General features: G+C 71.8%; 18 protein-coding genes. 9 read left to right on the top strand and 9 right to left on the bottom strand.

Annotation, left to right across the window (positions count from 1 at the left end; genetic code table 11):
* The first annotated feature begins 49 nt into the window (after window positions 1–49).
* Window positions 50–514, top strand: coding sequence for a GatB/YqeY domain-containing protein (locus ACF07S_RS22865; RefSeq protein ID WP_391962898.1), 465 nt, complete (start codon window positions 50–52; stop codon window positions 512–514).
* A 340-nt stretch (window positions 515–854) separates the two neighbouring features.
* Here the strand turns inward: ACF07S_RS22865 and ACF07S_RS22860 are convergent, their stop codons facing one another.
* Window positions 855–3170 carry a transglycosylase domain-containing protein gene (locus ACF07S_RS22860; protein WP_391974952.1) on the bottom strand — a complete coding sequence of 772 codons (2316 nt, stop codon included), beginning with the start codon at window positions 3168–3170 and terminating at the stop codon, window positions 855–857.
* A 440-nt stretch (window positions 3171–3610) separates the two neighbouring features.
* Here ACF07S_RS22860 and wblA point away from each other — a divergent pair, with 440 nt between their 5' ends.
* Window positions 3611–3949 carry a transcriptional regulator WblA gene (wblA, locus tag ACF07S_RS22855; RefSeq protein WP_181007751.1) on the top strand — a complete coding sequence of 113 codons (339 nt, stop codon included), beginning with the start codon at window positions 3611–3613 and terminating at the stop codon, window positions 3947–3949.
* A gap of 99 nt (window positions 3950–4048) precedes the next feature.
* Here wblA and ACF07S_RS22850 read toward each other — a convergent pair whose 3' ends face one another.
* Window positions 4049–5497, bottom strand: coding sequence for an ArsA family ATPase (locus ACF07S_RS22850; RefSeq protein WP_391974951.1), 1449 nt, complete (start codon window positions 5495–5497; stop codon window positions 4049–4051).
* A gap of 85 nt (window positions 5498–5582) precedes the next feature.
* Complete coding sequence (locus ACF07S_RS22845; protein WP_391962909.1) at window positions 5583–6560, bottom strand: ArsA family ATPase; 978 nt, start codon at window positions 6558–6560, stop codon at window positions 5583–5585.
* Between the two features lie 140 nt (window positions 6561–6700).
* Between ACF07S_RS22845 and ACF07S_RS22840 the strand changes: the two genes are divergently transcribed.
* The 4 genes from ACF07S_RS22840 to ACF07S_RS22825 all read left to right on the top strand — a co-directional run bounded on the left by ACF07S_RS22840 (window position 6701) and on the right by ACF07S_RS22825 (window position 9499).
* Window positions 6701–6862 carry a DUF4177 domain-containing protein gene (locus ACF07S_RS22840; protein ID WP_106979478.1) on the top strand — a complete coding sequence of 54 codons (162 nt, stop codon included), beginning with the start codon at window positions 6701–6703 and terminating at the stop codon, window positions 6860–6862.
* Complete coding sequence (locus ACF07S_RS22835) at window positions 6859–7326, top strand: RidA family protein (protein ID WP_391962910.1); 468 nt, start codon at window positions 6859–6861, stop codon at window positions 7324–7326. Before ACF07S_RS22840 ends, ACF07S_RS22835 begins: the two co-directional genes overlap by 4 nt.
* Before the next feature lie 464 nt (window positions 7327–7790).
* Entirely contained in the window at window positions 7791–8672 is an 882-nt protein-coding gene (locus ACF07S_RS22830) for an NUDIX hydrolase (RefSeq protein WP_391962911.1), read from the top strand.
* Window positions 8669–9499 carry an MBL fold metallo-hydrolase gene (locus tag ACF07S_RS22825; protein ID WP_391974950.1) on the top strand — a complete coding sequence of 277 codons (831 nt, stop codon included), beginning with the start codon at window positions 8669–8671 and terminating at the stop codon, window positions 9497–9499. Before ACF07S_RS22830 ends, ACF07S_RS22825 begins: the two co-directional genes overlap by 4 nt.
* 55 nt (window positions 9500–9554) lie before the next feature.
* On the opposite strand, the gene ACF07S_RS22820 is transcribed toward ACF07S_RS22825, so the two are convergent.
* Entirely contained in the window at window positions 9555–10229 is a 675-nt protein-coding gene (locus ACF07S_RS22820) for a Crp/Fnr family transcriptional regulator (RefSeq protein WP_030235771.1), read from the bottom strand.
* 335 nt (window positions 10230–10564) lie between these two features.
* Here ACF07S_RS22820 and nth point away from each other — a divergent pair, with 335 nt between their 5' ends.
* From nth to ACF07S_RS22805, 3 genes are all read left to right on the top strand, one after another.
* Window positions 10565–11437, top strand: a complete 873-nt coding sequence (nth, locus tag ACF07S_RS22815; protein ID WP_391962913.1) for an endonuclease III — start codon at window positions 10565–10567, stop codon at window positions 11435–11437.
* 85 nt (window positions 11438–11522) lie between these two features.
* Window positions 11523–12218, top strand: coding sequence for an NUDIX hydrolase (locus tag ACF07S_RS22810; protein WP_391962914.1), 696 nt, complete (start codon window positions 11523–11525; stop codon window positions 12216–12218).
* Between the two features lie 45 nt (window positions 12219–12263).
* On the top strand, window positions 12264–13463 hold the full coding sequence (locus tag ACF07S_RS22805; RefSeq protein ID WP_391974949.1) for a MarP family serine protease: 1200 nt from the start codon (window positions 12264–12266) through the stop codon (window positions 13461–13463).
* 51 nt (window positions 13464–13514) lie between these two features.
* Here the strand turns inward: ACF07S_RS22805 and ACF07S_RS22800 are convergent, their stop codons facing one another.
* From ACF07S_RS22800 to acs, 5 genes are all read right to left on the bottom strand, one after another.
* The gene (locus ACF07S_RS22800; protein ID WP_391962916.1) at window positions 13515–13697 is read right to left on the bottom strand and encodes a hypothetical protein; all 183 of its coding nucleotides are present in this window, start codon (window positions 13695–13697) and stop codon (window positions 13515–13517) included.
* Between the two features lie 138 nt (window positions 13698–13835).
* Window positions 13836–14831 (bottom strand): alpha/beta fold hydrolase, encoded by a 996-nt coding sequence (locus ACF07S_RS22795; protein WP_391974948.1) that lies wholly within the window; start codon window positions 14829–14831, stop codon window positions 13836–13838.
* The gene (locus tag ACF07S_RS22790) at window positions 14828–15316 is read right to left on the bottom strand and encodes a phage holin family protein (RefSeq protein WP_391962918.1); all 489 of its coding nucleotides are present in this window, start codon (window positions 15314–15316) and stop codon (window positions 14828–14830) included. Before ACF07S_RS22790 ends, ACF07S_RS22795 begins: the two co-directional genes overlap by 4 nt.
* 152 nt (window positions 15317–15468) lie before the next feature.
* The gene (gene nhaA / locus ACF07S_RS22785) at window positions 15469–16905 is read right to left on the bottom strand and encodes a Na+/H+ antiporter NhaA (RefSeq protein WP_391962919.1); all 1437 of its coding nucleotides are present in this window, start codon (window positions 16903–16905) and stop codon (window positions 15469–15471) included.
* A gap of 266 nt (window positions 16906–17171) precedes the next feature.
* Entirely contained in the window at window positions 17172–19127 is a 1956-nt protein-coding gene (gene acs / locus ACF07S_RS22780) for an acetate--CoA ligase (protein ID WP_391974947.1), read from the bottom strand.
* Between the last annotated feature and the right edge of the window lie 83 nt (window positions 19128–19210).

The raw sequence follows: 19210 nt of genomic DNA, 5'->3' as shown, positions 1-19210 counted from the left end.
GGCTTTAATCAGCAGGCGTCCGTGCTCCGGCACCTGCGACAATCACGCCATGACCACGCTCAAGTCGAAGCTGCAGGACGACCTCAACACCGCGATCAAGGAGCGCGACGAGCTCCGCTCCTCGACGCTCCGGCTGACGCTCGCCGCGATCACCAAGGAGGAGGTCGCGGGGAAGGAGAAGCGTGAGCTCTCCGACGACGAGGTGCAGAAGGTGATCACCCGCGAGGCGAAGAAGCGCCGTGAGGCGGCGGATGCCTTCGCGCAGGGCGGTCGCCCCGAGCAGGCCGAGCGGGAGAAGGCGGAGGGCGAGGTGCTGGCGCAGTACCTGCCCCAGCAGCTGTCCGACGAGGAGCTGGACGGGATCGTCGCCCAGGCCGTTCAGGAGGCGAAGGCGGCGGGTGCGGAAGGGCCGCGGGCCATGGGCGCCGTGATGAAGATCGTGAACCCGAAGGTGGCCGGGCGGGCGGAGGGCGGCCGGGTGGCCGCGGCGGTGAAGAAGCTGCTCGCCGGCTGAGTACGACCGGCGGCCGGGGTCGTTCCCGGCCGTCGCCTCCGCGGTCCGGGGTGCCGGCGGGCGCGTTCCGCTCCGGCACGGACCGGGTCCGTGGAACCACGCCGGGGTGTGAACCTGAGTGAGAAGGGAGCTTACGCCAGGACACAGAGGGGGACCGCGGAACGGAGGAGGGGCCCGCCAACAAGGCGGGCCCCTCCTCCGTTCCGCGGTCCCCGGCGTCGCGACGGGCTTGCTGCTCAGCCGGACCCGTCGCCGCCGAACACCCGGGTGGGCCGACGCGGGTGTTCGGCGGGCAGCCCGGAGAAGAGGAGGCGAACGGGTGCCGAGCCCGACGGAGCCGTCACCAGCGTCCTCCGCCGTTCCCATTGCCGCGGATGAAGCCCTCGGGGAAGGTCGGCTCCGTGCCGCCGCCGCCGTTCCCGCCGCCGGTCAGACCGCCGGTCAGACCGCCGAGGAAGCCGTCGCCCCCGCCCCCGCCGCCGTCGCCTCCGCCGCTGGTGCCTCCGCTGCCGTCGCCGTCGCCGTTGCCGTTGTCGTCACGGCCGGGGCCGGGCTCGTCGCGGTCGTCCCCGTTCCCCTCCGCCACCGGGTCGGGGATGTCGACGGGGACGAAGGACTCGGCCTCCTTGCCCTCGAGGGCGCCGGTCATGGCGTCCTTCCAGATCGGGCCCGGGGTGTCGCCGCCGTAGACGAGGTCGTGGTAGACGCCGCCGATGGTGATGTTCTGCATCTTGACCTGCTGGCTGGCGCTGCCGACCCAGACGGCGCCCGAGAGGTTCGGGGTGTAGCCGACGAACCAGGCGTTGCGGCGCTCGTCGGTGGTACCGGTCTTGCCCGCGTTGTCCCGGTCGGCGAGGCCGGCCTGCTGGCCGGTACCGGAGTCGACCACACCCTCGAGCAGGGCGTTGATGGTGTCGGCGGTCTTCTCCGACATCGCCCGCGAGCAGGTGGACTTCGGCACCCCGAGGCTCCTGCTGGTGTCGCCCACCCGCTGCGTGACCGCCTCGATGGCGATGGGCGTGCAGTACATGCCGCGGTTGGCGAAGGCGGCGTACGCGGACGCCATGGTCAGCGGGGAGACGGACTCGGTGCCGAGGGCGATCGACGGGACCTGGGGCATCTTCTTGCCACTGCCCTGTCGGACGTGCAGTTTCTCGGCCATCTTGGTGACCGGGCAGAGGCCGATGTCCGCGACCATCTCGATGAAGTAGGTGTTGACCGAGAGGGCCATCGCCTCCTGCAGCGGGTAGGGGCCCTTCTCCGATTCGTTCTCGTTCGGGATCTTGGCGCCGTCCTCGTTGGTGTAGGGCCTGCCGCACGTCTGGATGGGGCTCGGGACCGTCAGTTCGTACGGCGAGGGGTACTGCTGGGTCGGCGGGCGGCCCTCCTCGAGGGCGGCGGCCGCCACGAACGGCTTGAACGTGGAGCCCGTGGGGAAGCCGTTGCTCGTCCCCATCCTGTGATCCACCGAGTAGTTGATCTCGGTCTCGTGCTGCGTGGCGTCGGAGCCGTACGGCTTCGACTGCCCCATCGCCACGATCTTGCCGGTGCCGGGTTCGACGAGGGTGGCCGCGGCGGCGACCTCGTCGCTCCTGTCGACGTGGTCCTTCAGCGACTGCTGGACGGAGTTCTGGGCCTGCGGCTCGAGGGTGGTGCGGATGGTGAGGCCGCCCTGGTTCCACAGTTTCGCCCGGGTCTTCTGGTCCTTGCCGAAGACCGGGTCGTTGAGGAAGACGTTCTTCACGTAGTTGCAGAAGAACCCGGCGTCCTTGACCGCCGCGGTGCAGCCGTTGTCCGGCCTGCTGACCTTCAGTCCCAGCGGCTGCTGCGCCGCCTCGGCGGCCTGCTCCCGGGAGATGTCGCCGACCTCGGCCATCCGCTGGAGCACCGTGTTGCGCCGCTCCCTCGCCTCCGCCTCGTCGTTGACCGGGTCGTAGCGGCTCGGTGACTGGACGATGCCGGCGAGGAGGGCCGACTCCTGGAGGTCGAGGTCCTTGGCGGCCTTGGAGAAGTAGCGCCGGGAGGCGGCCTCGACGCCGTACGCCTGCTGACCGAAGAAGGTGATGTTCAGGTAGTTCTCGAGGATCTTCTTCTTGCCGAGCTCCTCCTCCACCTGGATCGCGTACTTCAGCTCCTGGATCTTGCGGCCGATGGTCTGCTGGGTGGCCTGCGCGACCTTCGTCGGGTCGTCGCCCGCCTCCTCGACGAAGACGTTCTTCACGTACTGCTGCGTGAGGGTGGAGGCGCCCTCGGAGACCTCGCCGCTGCGCGCGTTCGCGTTGAGCGCGCGCAGGACGCCCTTCAGGTCGATCGCGCCGTGCTCGTAGAACCGGGAGTCCTCGATGGCGACGATCGCCTTCTGCATGTACGGCGAGATGTCCTTGAGCTCGACCACCGTGCGGTCACGCGAGTAGACGGTGGCGAGCCGGCCGCCCTGGGCGTCGAGGATGGTGGTGCGCTGGCTCAGCGGCGGCGTCTTGAGGTTGGCCGGGAGCTCGTCGAAGCTTTCGACGGACCCCTTGGCCGCCAGCCCCAGCGCGCCCACGGCGGGCAACGCGATGCCGGCCATGACGGCTCCTGCGAGGACACTGACACCGAGGAACTTGGCGGCCTGCTGTGTTGACGACAGACCACCGCCCGAGCGCTTCTTTGGCATGGGAGCAGCCTACGTTCTCATTTGCCGGACAAGCGTATATGCCTTGGCCTAAGCTGCTCTCGACTGTCACAGCAGTGAGGCCACGTATCAATACGTCCGGCGACCCCGAATCGTTCCGGATCCCCTCGACCTTCTTCGCGCGAGCTGCGTACGCGTGGGGTCGAGGAGTGTTGAGCCCGTGTCCGGATCCGCCTCGTGTGTCATGCGGTGCCCGTTGTGGCGTGACGGAACTGACCTGGAATGCCGGGATCGTCGCGTATGTCGCCCCCTCACTCCCCCGGGTGATCTGCCGCTTACCCATAGTCCGTTCGGGCCATTCAAGATTGGGCCCGCTGGGGGTGTTGCGCTGTGCCCACCTTCCGTAACGTCCTCAACTGGCGGCGGTGAATATGCCGCTGCCGCCGTGGGGGAGCCTCGATTCGGGAGAGGACGGCGCCGGTATGGGCTGGGTTACCGACTGGAGTGCGCAGGCTGCCTGCCGCACTACCGATCCGGATGAACTGTTCGTTCAAGGAGCAGCGCAGAACAGGGCCAAGGCGGTGTGCACCGGTTGCCCGGTACGCACCGAATGTCTGGCCGACGCGCTCGACAACCGTGTCGAGTTCGGCGTGTGGGGAGGCATGACGGAGCGTGAGCGCCGCGCACTGCTGCGCCGGCGGCCGACCGTGACCTCCTGGCGCCGGCTGCTGGAGACCGCGCGCTCGGAGTACGAGCGCGGTACGGGTGTCGTACCCCTCGACGACGACGAGGTGTACGAGAACTACGCCGCGGTGGGCTGAGGAGCCCAGGGGAGGGCTTCGCCCCCGCCCGCTTCTCCGCCCGGCCACGCGAGCGTGGCCGGCGCGTACTGGACCGTCACCGGACCGCACTGACGCGGGTCAGGGCGTATCGGGCAGCTCCGGCCGATTGGCCGCGAGCCGGTCGCCGATGTCCCGCAGCCCCACGAGGTCGTGCACATCGCCCGGCAGCGCGGCCACCTCGGTCACCGCCACCTCGGGATGGAGCGCGGTGAAGCGGTCACGCGTGCGCTGCTCGCGCGAGAGCACCTGCATCCGCTCGGCGTGGAGCCTCAGCAGACTCGCGGTGAGCAGGTCGACGGACCGCTCCGAATCCGGGTCCGAGTCCGGGGCCGAGTCGTCCGTGTCCGCTGCCGTGCCGTCGGTACCCGCGCCGGCGCCCGTGCCGGGGCCGGTGCCGTTCGCGGTGGCGGGGGAGCCTCCGTCGGGAACGTCCTCAACCGGTTTACCGGAAGCGGGGGATGCAGCGGGTGATTCTGAACTGCCGTACGTGTCGGGAGAGTTACGAAGTCCAGCTTTCCCGTCCTCCTGATCCACAATGCGGGAGTCCTCAAGATTTTCCGCGGCGGCGAGCGCCCGCTCGGCCGACAGCCCGTCCGCGCCGCTGCCGTGGACCCGGTTGAGCACCAGACCGGCCAGGGGCATGTCCTCCGCGGCCAGCCGCTCCACGAAGTACGCCGCCTCGCGCAGCGCGTCCCGCTCCGGGGCCGCCACCACCAGGAACGCCGTCCCGGGCGCCTGGAGCAGCCGGTACGTGGCGTCCGCGCGCGTACGGAACCCGCCGAACATCGAGTCCATCGCGGCCACGAACGTCTGCACGTCCCTCAGCAGCTGCCCGCCGAGCACCTTGCCCAGCACGCCGGTCATCATCGACATCCCGACGTTCAGGAACTTCATCCCCGCGCGGCCGCCGACCTTCGCCGGCGTCAGCAGCACCCGGATGAGCTTGCCGTCGAGGAACGACCCCAGCCGCTTGGGCGCGTCCAGGAAGTCCAGCGCGGAACGGGAGGGCGGGGTGTCGACCACGATGAGGTCCCACTCGTTCCGGGACCGCAGCTGGCCCAGCTTCTCCATCGCCATGTACTCCTGCGTGCCCGCGAAGCCCGCCGAGAGCGACTGGTAGAAGGGGTTGCCCAGGATCGCGGAGGCCCGCCCGGGGTCCGCGTGCGCCTCGACGATCTCGTCGAAGGTGCGCTTCATGTCGAGCATCATCGCGTGCAGTTCGCCGCCCGCGGAGTCGTCGATGCCCTTGACCCGGCGCGGTGTGTTGTCGAGCGAGTCGATCCCCATGGACTGGGCGAGCCTGCGGGCCGGGTCGATGGTGAGGACCACCACCTTGCGTCCCCGCTCGGCCGCGCGCAGGCCGAGCGCCGCGGCGGTGGTCGTCTTGCCGACCCCGCCCGAGCCGCAGCACACCACGATCCGGGTGGCCGGGTCCCCGATCAGCGGGTCGATGTCGAGCGTGCGGGTGGGGGAGAGATGGTGACGGGCCGGTTCGCGGGTCCGCGCCGGCTCCGGACGACGACTCATGACATCCCCTGCTTCCGGTGCTTCCGACTCGTGACGGGGGCGGTGGGGCGGTGTCGGTCCAGGACGGCGGACCGGCCGGGGCCGGTCATGACACGCCCTGTTCGCGCAGCTGCCTGGCCATTCGATACAGCCCGGCCAGGTCCATGCCCTCCGTCAGCAGCGGCAGCTCGTGCAACGGCGCGCCGAGGTCCGCCAGCACGGCCCGCTGCCCGGTCTCCAGCGTGTACCGCTCGGCGTACTCCTCCGCCTGTGCGAGCAGCGGGTCCACCAGCCGCTCGGCGTGTCCACCGCGCCGCGCGCCGCCGAGGCCGGCGGACGACAGTGCCCGCGCGACAGAGGAACGAGGGACCGCCGCCACGAGTTCCAGGGCGTCCGCGTCCAGCACCCGCGGCCGGACCATGTTCACGATGACCCGTCCCGTCGGCAGCCGTGCCGCGCGCAGCTCCGCGATGCCGTCCGCGGTCTCCTGAACCGGCATCTCCTCCAGCAGCGTCACCAGGTGCACGGCCGTCTCCGGCGACTTCAGCACCCGCATCACCGCCTGCGCCTGATTGTGTATCGGGCCGATCCTGGCGAGTCCGGCGACCTCGTCGTTCACGTTGAGGAAGCGGGTGATGCGGCCGGTCGGCGGGGCGTCCATCACGACGTAGTCGTAGACGAACCGTCCGTTCCTGTCCTTGCGCCGTACCGCCTCGCACGCCTTGCCGGTCAGCAGGACGTCCCGCACACCGGGTGCGATGGTGGTGGCGAAGTCGATCGCGCCGAGCTTCTTCAGGGCCCGGCCGGCGCCGCCGAGTTTGTAGAACATCTGGAGGTAGTCCAGAAGCGCCAGTTCGGGGTCGATGGCGAGCGCGTACACCTCGCCGCCCCCCGGTGCGACGGCGATCTTCCGTTCCTCGTACGGCAGCGCCTCCGTCTCGAAGAGCTGCGCGATGCCCTGCCGGCCCTCGACCTCGACGAGAAGCGTCCGCTTCCCCTCCGTGGCCAGGGCCAGCGCGAGGGCCGCGGCCACCGTGGTCTTGCCGGTTCCGCCCTTGCCACTGACGACCTGGAGCCTGCTCACGTCCTCGAGCCTAAATCCTCGCTGCGCGGTCCGGCGGCTCCGGGTGGCGGTTCCCGGCAATCGCGCCCCGCGCGCCGGGCGGACAACGCGGTCGTGGCCGGCCGCCGGGACCGGCGACGGCAGCGGCTAGAGTCGGCCGCATGACCAAATGGGAATACGCCACTGTGCCGCTGCTCGTCCACGCAACGAAGCAGATCCTGGACACCTGGGGCGAGGACGGCTGGGAGCTCGTCCAGGTCGTGCCCGGGCCGAACAACCCCGAACAACTGGTGGCCTACCTGAAGCGGGAGAGGCAGGGATGAGCGCCGTCGAGGCGAAGCTGGCCGAGCTGGGCCTGAGCCTGCCGGAGGTCGTCCCGCCGCTGGCCGCGTACCAGCCGGCCGTGCGGTCGGGCCGGTACGTCTTCACCGCCGGCCAGCTGCCCATGGTCGACGGCAGGCTCCCGCTGACCGGCAAGGTCGGCGCGGAGGTCACTCCGGAGGAGGCGAAGGAGCTGGCGCGCACCTGCGCGCTGAACGCCCTCGCCGCGGTCAAGTCCGTCGCCGGGGACCTGGACCGGGTGGCGCGCGTGGTGAAGGTCGTCGGCTTCGTGGCCTCCGCCGCGGACTTCACCGGCCAGCCGGCCGTCCTCAACGGCGCGAGCGAACTGCTGGGCGAGGTCCTCGGCGACAAGGGCGTCCACGCGCGCAGCGCGGTGGGCGTCGCGGTACTGCCGCTGGACGCGCCGGTGGAGGTCGAGATCCAGGTGGAACTCGTCGAGGCGTAGGCCTCGGGCGGAGGCGGGCCCGCGGAGGCGGGCGTGGCGCACGGCTGCCGGGCCGGGCCGGGCCCGCTGTGTCCGGAGGGCGCCGGCGCAGCGGACGGGCCCGCGCCGGCCGGGCTCCGTTCGCCGGTGCTCCGGACCGGCCGCCGGTGGCTCCCGCGCGTGCGACGCGCGGACACCTCGGCCGGACGGCCTGGACGACCGGGCGGCCGGGCCGCGGTGCCGGTGCGCGCCGCACGCGCGGCTGCGGACGCTCACGGCCGGGGCACCCGTCCGGACGACCGGTGGACGGCGGGACCATCCGGGTGACCCTAGCCGTCCCGTGCCGTCCCGTGCCGTCCCGTGCCGTCCCGTGCCGTCCCGTGCGGTCCCGGTCGCCCCGCCCACGCCCGTCCTCCCGCCGAGTGGTCCGTGGCCGTCACGGGAGGGCACTCGAACATCCGGCCGTCACGGGATAGCCTCCGGCCATGGCGAATGCGCGGGCTGGTGGACAGTGGTACCCGCCGGAGTGGCCGGAGCGGATCCGGGCGCTCGCGGGTGGCAGCCTCACACCGGTCACGCCGAAGCGCGCGGCCACCGTCATGCTGCTCAAGGACACCGGTGACGGGCCCGCCGTGCACATGCTGCGCAGGCGTACGTCCATGGCGTTCGCCGGGGGCGCGTACGCCTACCCCGGCGGCGGTGTCGACCCGCGTGACGACGACCGGCACGTGCGCTGGGCGGGCCCCCCGCGCGCGTGGTGGGCGGACAGGCTCGGCGTGGACGAGACGGGAGCCCAGGCGATCGTCTGCGCGGCCGTCCGGGAGACGTACGAGGAGGCCGGCGTCCTGCTGGCCGGACCGGCCCCGGACTCCGTGGTCGGCGACACCACGGGCGAGGACTGGGAGGCCGACCGTGCCGCACTCGTCGCGCGGGAGACGTCCTTCGCCGAGTTCCTCGACCGCCGCGGGCTGGTGCTGCGCTCGGACCTGCTCGGCGCCTGGACGCGCTGGATCACCCCCCGGTTCGAGCCCCGCCGCTACGACACCTGGTTCTTCGTCGCGGCGCTCCCCGAGGGGCAGCGCACGCGCAACGCCTCCACGGAGGCCGACCGCACGGTGTGGATCGCCCCGCGCGAGGCCGCCGCGGCGTACGACCGGGGCGAGCTGCTGATGATGCCCCCGACGATCGCGACCCTGCGCCAGCTCGCGGCGCACGCCACGGTCGCGGAGGCGCTCGACGCGGCGCCCGCGCGGGACCTCGCGCCGGTGCTGGCCACCGCGCGCCTGGTGGAGGGCGAGATCGTGCTCTCCTGGCCGGGGCACGACGAATTCACCCAGCACATCCCGACCGGTGGAGCCCCCGCATGACGGACGCAAGCACCCTTCCCGGCCGGCCGCGCGCCGGATCCCTCTCCGGCCCGGCCACCGCCCGTGCCGTCAACGTGCTGGCCCCCAACCCGTCCGCGATGACCCTGGACGGCACCAACACCTGGATCCTGTCGGAGCCGGACTCCGGCCTCGCGGTCGTGGTCGACCCGGGCCCGCTGGACGAGGGACACCTGCGGCACGTGATCGGCACGGCCGAGCGGGCCGGAAAGCGCGTCGCCCTCACCCTGCTGACGCACGGTCACCCCGACCACGCCGAGGGCGCCGCCCGCTTCGCCGAGCTGACCGGCACGAACGTACGGGCACTGGACCCGGCGCTGCGGCTCGGCGAGGAGGGGCTGGCCGCCGGGAACGTGATCACCGTCGGCGGCCTGGAGCTGAGGGTCGTCCCGACCCCGGGCCATACCGCGGACTCCCTGTGCTTCCACCTCCCGGCCGACCGGGCGGTCCTCACCGGGGACACCGTCCTGGGCCGCGGTACGACCGTCGTGGCCCACCCCGACGGGCGCCTCGGCGACTACCTGGACACGCTGCGCCGCCTGCGGTCCCTCACGGTCGACGACGGCGTGCACACCGTCCTGCCGGGCCACGGTCCCGTCCTGGAGGACGCGCAGGGCGCCGTCGAGTACTACCTCGCCCACCGCGCCCACCGCCTCGCCCAGGTCGAGACGGCCGTCGAGGACGGCCACCGCACCCCGTCCGAGGTCGTCGCCCACGTCTACGCCGACGTCGACCGCTCCCTGTGGCCCGCCGCCGAACTGTCGGTGCGGGCCCAACTGGATTACCTGCGCGAGCACGGCCTCATCTAGGACCGGATCCCGTCGGACGGGGCGGCCCGGGGCGGGCGGGAGCCGGAGCCGGGGGTCAGCGGGAGCGCTTCGCGAGGCGTTCGACGTCCAGGAGGATCACCGCGCGCGCCTCCAGGCGGAGCCAGCCGCGCTGGGCGAAGTCCGCCAGGGCCTTGTTGACCGTCTCGCGGGACGCGCCGACCAGCTGGGCCAACTCCTCCTGCGTGAGGTCGTGCACGACGTGGATGCCCTCCTCGGACTGCACGCCGAAGCGGCGCGAGAGGTCCAGCAGGGCGCGGGCGACACGGCCCGGGACGTCCGAGAAGACCAGGTCCGACATCGCGTCGTTGGTCTTGCGCAGCCGCCGCGCCACGGCCCGCAGCAGGGCGGTGGCCACCTCGGGGCGGGCGCTCAGCCAGGGCTGCAGGTCGCCGTGGCCCAGGCCGAGCAGCTTGACCTCGGTGAGCGCCGTGGCGGTCGCGGTGCGCGGGCCCGGGTCGAAGAGCGACAGCTCGCCGATCAGCTCGCTCGGACCGACCACGGCGAGCATGTTCTCGCGGCCGTCGGGGGACGTGCGGTGGAGCTTGACCTTGCCCTCGGTGACCACGTAGAGGCGGTCGCCGGGGTCGCCCTCGTGGAACAGGGAGTCCCCTCGTGCCAGGGTCACCTCGCTCATGGAGGCGCGAAGCTCCGCGGCCTGCTCGTCATCGAGCGCCGCGAAAAGCGGGTTCCGCCGCAGAACGTCGTCCACGAGTTCTCTCCTTGTCGACCTGCTCAGGGGATCTTGTTCCCCCGTGTACCAGGGGACCTAGGTGCCCATGCTGCCGGACGGTCCAAACAGTGTGATCTGTCACAAGGATGCCGCACGGCCCGGGCGGGGTAAGCGGCAGGGGTCCAATTGGAGGCCGATCCCCAGGGTCCGGGGCGGATGCCGGTGGCGGGTCGTAGGCTGGCCGGGTGTCCGAATCGCCGGTGGGAGCACAGGCCGAGGGGGGCTGAGCGGTGGCGGTACGCCGCGATTCCGCTGAGGGCGAACAGGTCTCCGATGGCGGTAGGGAAACGGCGAAAACGACGAAGAGGGCAGCGGTGGAGAAGAAACCGACGGCCCGCGCGAGCGGGAAGAGCACCGCCGAGAAGGCGGCCGTCAGGACGACGAGGGCTGCGTCCGCGGTGAAGAAGGCCGAGGGCGAGTCGCGTACCGCGCTGGTCCGGCGGGCGCGCCGGATCAACCGTGAGCTCGCCGAGGTCTTCCCGTACGCCCACCCCGAACTGGACTTCGAGAACCCCTTCCAGCTCCTCGTCGCCACGGTGCTCTCGGCCCAGACCACCGACCTGCGCGTCAACCAGACCACCCCCGCCCTCTTCGCGAGATACCCCACCCCCGAGGACCTGGCCGCCGCCAACCCCGAGGAGGTGGAGGAGATCCTCCGCCCGTGCGGGTTCTTCCGCGCCAAGACCCGCTCGGTGATGGGGCTTTCCAAGGCGCTGACGGAGGACTTCGGCGGTGAGGTGCCGGGGCGGCTCGAGGACCTCGTCAAGCTGCCCGGCGTCGGCCGCAAGACCGCCTTCGTCGTGCTGGGCAACGCCTTCGGGCGCCCCGGCATCACCGTGGACACGCACTTCCAGCGCCTGGTGCGCCGCTGGCGCTGGACCGGGGAGACCGACCCCGGCAAGATCGAGGCGGCCGTCGGCGCGCTCTTCCCCAGGAGCGACTGGACCGACCTCTCGCACCACGTCATCTGGCACGGCCGCCGCATCTGCCACGCCCGCAAGCCCGCCTGCGGCGCCTGCCCCGTGGCACCGCTCTGCCCGGCCTACGGCGAGGGCGAGACGGACCCGGAGAAGGCGAAGAAGCTGCTGAAGTACGAGAAGGGCGGCCTCCCCGGCCAGCGGCTGAACCCGCCGCAGGCCTACCTGGACGCGGGCGGGCGGCCGGCCCCGCCGCTGGGGGCCCGGTGACGGGGCGGCGTACGCGGCCCGCGGAACGATCTCGGGGCCGCCGGGCGTTGTCCGCGCGAGAGGTCGCCGGACGACGGGGGTGGCGATGACACGGACGAGCGGTGCCCGGGGCGGCCCGGTGACGCTCAGCAGCGAGGGACTGCCCGACTGGCTGGACCCGGTGGTCCACGCGGCGCGGACGGTCGCGCCGCGACAGCTGAGCCGCTTCCTGCCCCCGGAGAACGGCACGGGGCGGCAGTCCGCCGTCCTCATCCTCTTCGGCGAGGGCGAGCGCGGGCCGGAGCTGCTGCTCATGGAGCGGGCGAGCTCGCTGCGGTCGCACGCCGGGCAGCCGTCCTTCCCCGGTGGCGCCCTCGACCCCGAGGACGGCGACCCGCACGGCGACGGACCGCTGCGGGCCGCTCTCCGCGAAGCCGAGGAGGAGACCGGGCTCGACCCGTGCGGCGTCCAGCTCTTCGGCGTCCTGCCGAAGCTCTACATCCCGGTCAGCGGCTTCGTCGTCACGCCCGTGCTGGGCTGGTGGCGCGTCCCCAGCCCGGTCGGCGTCGTGGACCCGAACGAGACCGCGCGGGTCTTCACCGTCCCCGTGGCGGATCTCACCCATCCGGACAACCGTGTCACCGCGGTGCACCCCAGGGGTCACCAGGGTCCCGCGTTCCTGGTCGAGTCGGCCCTCGTGTGGGGCTTCACCGCGGGGGTCATCGACCGCTTGCTGCACTTCGCGGGGTGGGAGCGCCCCTGGGATCCGGACAAGCGGGTCCCGTTGGACTGGAGGTCATGACAGGGTGGGCGCCGTGCTGGGTAGGACGAGGCGAGGCGTGAAGCGGTGAACGTGCTGGACATCCTGTTGCTGGTCGCCGCCGTGTGGTTCGCGATCGTCGGCTACCGCCAGGGCTTCGTCGTCGGCATCCTGTCGGTGATCGGTTTCCTGGGCGGTGGACTCGCCGCCGTCTACGCGCTGCCGGTCCTCTGGGACGTCCTGACGGACGGCTCCGAGGTCAGTACGACCGCCGCCGTCGTCGCGGTGGCCGTCGTCATCGTCTGCGCCTCCGTCGGCCAGGCCCTGACCACCCACCTCGGCAGCAGACTGCGCCGCTACATCACCTGGTCCCCGGCCCGGGCGCTGGACGCCACCGGCGGGGCCCTGGTCAACGTCGTCGCGATGCTCCTGGTCGCCTGGCTGATCGGCTCCGCCCTCGCCGGTACGACGCTGCCGACGCTCGGCAAGGAGGTCCGCAGCTCCAAGGTGCTGCTCGGGGTGTCGCGGGCCCTGCCCGGCCAGGCCGACACCTGGTTCGCCGACTTCTCCTCCGTCCTCGCGCAGAACGGATTCCCCCAGGTCTTCAGCCCGTTCTCCAACGAGCCGATCACCGACGTCCGGCCCCCGGACCCGGCCCTGGCGGGCAGCCCCGTCGCCGTCCGCGCGCAGCGCTCCATCGTCAAGGTGATGGGCACCGCGCCGAGTTGCGGCAAGGTCCTGGAGGGCACCGGCTTCGTCTTCGACGACCGCCGCGTCATGACCAACGCCCATGTCGTGGGCGGCGTCGACGAGCCGACCGTGCAGATAGGCGGCGAGGGACGGAAGTACGACGCGACGGTCGTCCTGTACGACTGGCGGCGCGACATCGCCGTCCTCGACGTCCCCGACCTGCGGGCGCCCGCGCTGCGGTTCGCCGGAGAGGACGCGAGCAGCGGTGACGGCGCGATCGTCGCCGGCTTCCCGCAGAACGGGGCGTACGACGTGCGCGCCGCCCGCCTGCGCGGACGCATCACGGCCAACGGCCCCGACATCTACCACCGCGGCACGGTCCGCCGCGACGTGTACTCCCTGTTCGCGACGGTCCGTCAGGGCAATTCCGGTGGCCCGCTGCTCACACCCGACGGCGAGGTCTACGGCGTGATCTTCGCGAAGTCGCTCGACGACGCCGAGACGGGTTACGCGCTCACCGTGGACGAGATCCAGGAGGACATCGCCAAGGGCCGCACCGCGAACCAGCAGGTGGACAGCGACAGCTGCGCGCTGTAGGCCCTCACGGGCAAGCGGCCGGGGTGCGGGAGGAGCGGGCCGTACGGACCGTCAGCCGCGGGGGTGACGCAGCCGTACCGAGACCCAGCGGGCCCGGCGGCGGAGGATGCGCGGAATTCCCACCCGGGGGTCCCTGCCTGCCATCTGTGATGCACCGCCTCGCTGGTGGGTACCCACGCCGCCCGCCGAGCGGCGATTGCGGCTTGCGTCACTGTAGTCGTGCGTCCAGCCCATACCCCGACGTGTGCCCCCGCCTCATGGTCGATAACCGCCTCGGGCGCGTCCAATTGGCCTATGCGCCGGGCAATTGGCGTTCGTCGGACAAGCGTTCAGTCGCGGGGGCCGGAAGCGGGACCCGGAGCGTTCGGTCGGTTACCGATCCGGCTCCGGATCCTTCAGCCAGTTGATCAGTTCTGTGGAGAAAGCGACCGGATCCTCCTCGTGCGGGAAGTGTCCGAGCCCGTCGAACAGCCGCCACCGGTAGGGCGCTTCGACGTACTCCCCGGACCCGGCGGCGCTGCGCGTGCGCACCACGGGGTCCAGTGATCCGTGCAGATGCAGCGTCGGCACCCGCACGGGCCGCTTCATCCTGCGGTTGAACTGGATACCGTCCGGGCGGGCCAGGGAGCGCACCATCCAGCGGTACGGCTCGATCGAGCAGTGCGCCGTGGACGGGACGCACATGGCCCGCCGGTACGTCTCCAGCACCTGTTCCTCCGGCGGACGGGGACCGGACCAGTCCCGGATGAGCTTGCCCACCAGCGCCCCGTCGTCCGCGGTGAGCCGGCGTTCCGGGATCCAGGGCCGCTGGAAGCCCCAGATGTGGGACATGGCGGCGGACTGCCTGGCGTCGGAGAGCATCGCCGACCGCCAGCGCCGCGGATGCGGCATGGAGGCGACCGCCAGCCGCCGTACGAGCTTGGGGCGCATCGCCGCCGCCGTCCACGCCAGGTACCCGCCCAGGTCGTGGCCGACCAGCGCGGCGTCCGGCTCGCCGAGGGAGCGGACCACGCCGGTGATGTCCAGCGCGAGGTTGGCCGGGTCGTAACCGCGCGGTGTGCGGTCGCTTCCGCCGACGCCCCGCAGGTCCATGGCGACGGCCCGGAACCCGGCGTCGGCGAGCGCGGTCAGCTGGTGGCGCCAGGTCCACCAGAACTGCGGGAAACCGTGCAGCAGCAGCACCAGCGGTCCGTCGCCCAGTTCCGCGATGTGGAAGCGGGCACCGTTGGCGGCGACGTCCCGGTGGGTCACCGCGACGTCGCCGGGGATCCCGGGGCGTACGGCCGAAGCGGCTTGCCCGGAAGCGGCTTGCGCCGGTGGGAGTTGCCCCGGTGGGAGTTGCCCCGGAGGGAGGGAGGAGCCCGTCATGAGGATGAGCGTGCCACAGGCTCGACGGACTGGGGGACCCGGTTCTCCGGCAGTTCGGGGCGCGGATGCGGCTTGGCCTTCTGCAGCACGCCCGCCGTCTCCTTCACCGAGGCGGCGACCTTCTGCGGGCCCCGGCCCTTCCTCGCCTTCTTCGCGAAGACGACGCCGATCAGCGCGAGAGCCAGCGCGATCAGCACGTTCGCCGCGAAGGAGAGCAGGAAGCAGATCGCGAGGTTCCACCCGCTCCAGGTGCGGATGCCGTACGCGAGGGCGAAGTTCAGCATCGGCAGGGAGAACAGCAGCAGCAGCCCCGCCGCCATGAACGCGCCCCCGCTGGTGGCGCCCCGCTTGACGTCCTGCTTGAGCTGCGCCTTCGCCAGCGCGATCTCGTCGTGCACCAGCGCCGACAAGTCAGCCGTCGCCGAGGCGAACAACTGGCCGATGCTGCGTTCGGCGCCGACCGGGCTGCCGTCGGGTGCGCTCATCGCGGTCTCCCTCTTTCGCGTACGTCCTGCGTACCGTCTTCGTACCTGCGCGTACGGTTCAGTCTGCCGTCTGACGGTCCGCATCCGACCGCTCGTGTCCGACGGGTCGTGTCCGACCGCCGGTGCCCTGTCCCTCGTACCGTCCCGTCAGATCATGCCGGACCGTCGTGATCCTCGCCTGCCCCGCCCGCCATGTCGGCAAGCGCGTCCCGTTCGGCGGCCTTCTCCCGGGCGAGCCGCCGGTGCTCGGCGGCCTTGCGCTCGTGGATCTCCGCCATGCGCAGGTGGTAGGCCGGGTCGTCCTGCTCGTACACGTCCGGGATCCGGTTGGCGTCCTCGTCGCGCTCCTCCTCCTCCGTCAGCCTGCGGTACTTGGCGTTGCGTATCTTCAGCAGCACCGCCGCGAGGGCCGTGGCGATCAGCGAGCCGGCCAGGACGGCCGCCTTGACGCTGTCCGTCATCGCCGCGTCCCCCTCGAAGGCGAGCTCCCCGATGAGCAGCGAGACGGTGAAGCCGATCCCGGCGAGCGTGGCCACGGCGAACACGTCCGCCCACTCGAGGTCGTCGCTGAGCGAGGCCCGGGTGAAGCGGGCCGTCAGCCAGGTGCCCCCGAAGATGCCGAGGGTCTTGCCGACGACGAGCCCGAGCACCACGCCGAGCGTCTCGGGCTGGGTGAACACGTCCACGAGCGCGCTGCCGGAGACCGTCACGCCGGCGCTGAACAGGGCGAACAGCGGGACGGCGAGGCCCGCCGAGAACGGCCGGACCAGGTGTTCGATGTGCTCGCCGGGAGAGTGCTCCTCGCCCTCGTGGCGGTGGCAGCGCAGCATCAGGCCCATGGCGACACCGGCGATGGTGGCGTGGATGCCGCTGTTGTACATCAGGGCCCACACAACCAGCGCCAGCGGGACGTACACGTACCAGCCGCGCACGCCCGTGCGCAGCAGCAGCCAGAAGACGGCGAGGCCCGCCGCCGCGCCGCCGAGCGCCGCGAAGTCCAGGTCCTCGGTGAAGAAGACCGCGATGATCAGGATTGCGAACAGGTCGTCGACGACGGCGAGGGTGAGCAGGAAGGCGCGCAGCGCGCTCGGCAGGGACGTTCCGATGACGGCGAGCACCGCGAGCGCGAAGGCGATGTCGGTCGCGGTGGGCACGGCCCAGCCGGCCAGGGAACCGCCTCCCGTGCCGCTGGTGAGCGTGTAGACCAGCGCCGGTACGGCCATGCCGCACAGGGCGGCGACGACGGGAAGCGCGGCGGCCCTGGGGTCGCGCAGATCACCGGCGACGAGTTCGCGCTTGAGCTCGACGCCGGCGACGAAGAAGAAGACCGCGAGCAGTCCGTCGGCGGCCCAGTGCGCCACGGACAGGTCCAGTCCGAGGGCCCCGGGGCCGAAGCGGAAGTGGCTGACGCTCTCGTAGCTGTCGTGCAGGGCGGGTACGTTCGCCCAGACCAGGGCGGTGACGGCGGCGAGGAGCAGCAGGACGCCACCGACGGTCTCGGTGCGCAGCGCGTCCGCGACGAAGGTCCGCTCGGGCAGGGACAGGCGGGAGAAGACCTTGCGGGGGCCGGGGGTGCGGGGCGCGGTCACGGGGGGATCCTCTGGTCGACGGGCAGCACGAATCGCGTGCCGACCAGACTTCCCGGCGCTCCATGAGACAACTGTTCTTCAGTTTATCCAACGTGCTCCAGGACACACCAGGAGCCCCGGCACACCGGCCCACGGCACCGTGGGCACATGGGTGCGTGGGTGCGTGGGTGCGTGGGTGCGTGGGTGCGTGGACGTGCGGGCGCGCGAGTGCGCGCACCCGGTGCCCCGGCCGACCGTGATCGGCCGGGGTCCGCCCGATCCGCGGCTCAGTCCTCGCCGGGGGCCTGCGGCAGCTTGGCCTGGATCAGGTCCATCACCGTGGAGTCGGTGAGCGTGGTGACGTCACCGAGCTGGCGGTTCTCCGCGACGTCGCGCAGCAGCCGGCGCATGATCTTGCCGGAGCGGGTCTTCGGCAGCTCGGCCACCGGCAGGATCCGCTGGGGCTTGGCGATGGGGCCGAGCGTGGTGCCGACGTGGCCTCGCAGCTCCGCCACCAGGTCCTCGGTCTCGGCGGCCGTACCGCGCAGGATGACGAAGGCGACGATCGCCTGGCCGGTCGTCTCGTCCGCCGCGCCGACCACGGCGGCCTCGGCGACCGACGGGTGGGAGACCAGCGCGGACTCGACCTCCGTGGTGGAGATGTTGTGCCCGGAGACGAGCATGACGTCGTCGACCCGGCCGAGCAGCCAGATGTCGCCGTCGTCGTCCTTCTTGGCGCCGTCACCGGCGAAGTACATGCCCTCGAACCGCGACCAGTAGGTGTCGATGAACCGCTGGTCGTCGCCCCAGATGGTGCGCAGCATCGACGGCCACGGCTCGGTGAGCACCAGGTAGCCGCCGCCGCCGTCGGGCACCTCGTTGGCCTCGTCGTCGACGACGGTGGCGGAGATACCGGGCAGCGGGGTCTGGGCGGAACCGGGCTTGGCGGCGGTCACGCCCGGCAGCGGGGAGATCATCATCGCGCCGGTCTCGGTCTGCCACCAGGTGTCCACCACCGGGGTGCGGTCCGCGCCGATGTTCTTGCGGTACCAGATCCACGCCTCGGGGTTGATCGGCTCGCCGACGGAGCCCAGCACCCGCAGCGAGGACAGGTCGAACTTCGCGGGGATGTCGTCGCCCCACTTCATGAACGTCCGGATCGCGGTGGGCGCCGTGTAGAGGATCGACACGCCGTACTTCTGCACGATCTCCCAGAAGCGGCCCTGGTGCGGGGTGTCCGGGGTGCCCTCGTACATGACCTGGGTGGCGCCGTTGGCGAGCGGGCCGTAGACGATGTACGAGTGCCCGGTGACCCAGCCGACGTCGGCCGTGCACCAGTACACGTCGGTCTCGGGCTTGAGGTCGAAGACGGCGTGGTGGGTGTACGCCGTCTGGGTCAGGTAGCCGCCGGAGGTGTGCAGGATGCCCTTGGGCTTACCGGTCGTGCCCGAGGTGTAGAGGATGAACAGCGGGTGCTCGGCCTCGAACGCCTCGGGCGTGTGCTCGGCGGACTGCCGGTCGACGACCTCGTGCCACCACACGTCCCGGGAGTCGTCCCAGGCGACGTCCTGGCCGGTACGGCGGACGACGAGGACGTGCTCGACGCCCTCCACGCGGCCGACGGCGTCGTCCACGGCCGGCTTGAGGGCGGACGGCTTGCCGCGCCGGTAACCGCCGTCGGCGGTGATGACGACACGCGCGTCGGCGTCCTGGATACGGGTCGCGAGTGCGTCCGCGGAGAAGCCGCCGAACACGACGGAGTGCGCCGCTCCGATGCGGGCGCAGGCCAGCATCGCCACCGCGGTCTCGGGGATCATCGGCATGTAGACGGCGACCCGGTCGCCCTTGCGGACGCCGAGTTCCAGGAGGGCGTTGGCGGCCCTGGAGACCTCGTCCTTGAGCTGGGCGTAGGTGATGGCGCGGCCGTCACCCGGCTCGCCCTCGAAGTGGATGGCGACCCGGTCGCCGTGTCCGGCCTCCACATGCCGGTCCACGCAGTTGTAGGCGACGTTCAGCTCGCCGTCCTCGAACCACTTGGCGAACGGCGGGTTCGACCAGTCCAGGGTCTCGGTGGGCTCCTTGGCCCAGGTCAGCCGGCGGGCCTGCTCGGCCCAGAAGCCGAGCCTGTCAGCCTTGGCCTGTTCATACGCCTCCGCCGTGACGTTGGCGTTCGCGGCCAGGTCGGCGGGGGGCGTGAAGCGACGCTCCTCCTTCAGGAGGTTGGCCAGGCTTTCATTGCTCACGGCATCTGCCTTTCCGGGGTGTCCGTTGTGTCCCAGGCCACAGCTCATCAGACCCGGGGGTGCGCTGACAAGGGTCGACGGGA

The sequence above is a fragment of the Streptomyces sp. NPDC016640 genome, assembly GCF_043076215.1.
Lineage (GTDB): Bacteria > Actinomycetota > Actinomycetes > Streptomycetales > Streptomycetaceae > Streptomyces.
The sequence above is the reverse complement of the archived record's forward strand: the minus strand, read 5'-3'. Positions and strand labels throughout refer to the sequence as shown.

What these genes read in the sequence shown, in the direction of transcription:
- ACF07S_RS22830 (WP_391962911.1), top strand. Translation starts at nt 7,791, where the DNA reads ATGGCGAATGCGCGGGCTGGTGGACAGTGGTACCCGCCGGAGTGGCCG.
- ACF07S_RS22790 (WP_391962918.1), bottom strand. Translation starts at nt 15,316, where the DNA reads ATGAGCGCACCCGACGGCAGCCCGGTCGGCGCCGAACGCAGCATCGGC.
- ACF07S_RS22800 (WP_391962916.1), bottom strand. Translation starts at nt 13,697, where the DNA reads ATGGGCTGGACGCACGACTACAGTGACGCAAGCCGCAATCGCCGCTCG.
- wblA (WP_181007751.1), top strand. Translation starts at nt 3,611, where the DNA reads ATGGGCTGGGTTACCGACTGGAGTGCGCAGGCTGCCTGCCGCACTACC.
- ACF07S_RS22835 (WP_391962910.1), top strand. Translation starts at nt 6,859, where the DNA reads ATGAGCGCCGTCGAGGCGAAGCTGGCCGAGCTGGGCCTGAGCCTGCCG.
- ACF07S_RS22840 (WP_106979478.1), top strand. Translation starts at nt 6,701, where the DNA reads ATGACCAAATGGGAATACGCCACTGTGCCGCTGCTCGTCCACGCAACG.
- ACF07S_RS22860 (WP_391974952.1), bottom strand. Translation starts at nt 3,170, where the DNA reads ATGCCAAAGAAGCGCTCGGGCGGTGGTCTGTCGTCAACACAGCAGGCC.
- ACF07S_RS22850 (WP_391974951.1), bottom strand. Translation starts at nt 5,497, where the DNA reads ATGAGTCGTCGTCCGGAGCCGGCGCGGACCCGCGAACCGGCCCGTCAC.
- ACF07S_RS22795 (WP_391974948.1), bottom strand. Translation starts at nt 14,831, where the DNA reads ATGACGGGCTCCTCCCTCCCTCCGGGGCAACTCCCACCGGGGCAACTC.
- ACF07S_RS22825 (WP_391974950.1), top strand. Translation starts at nt 8,669, where the DNA reads ATGACGGACGCAAGCACCCTTCCCGGCCGGCCGCGCGCCGGATCCCTC.
- ACF07S_RS22865 (WP_391962898.1), top strand. Translation starts at nt 50, where the DNA reads ATGACCACGCTCAAGTCGAAGCTGCAGGACGACCTCAACACCGCGATC.
- ACF07S_RS22810 (WP_391962914.1), top strand. Translation starts at nt 11,523, where the DNA reads ATGACACGGACGAGCGGTGCCCGGGGCGGCCCGGTGACGCTCAGCAGC.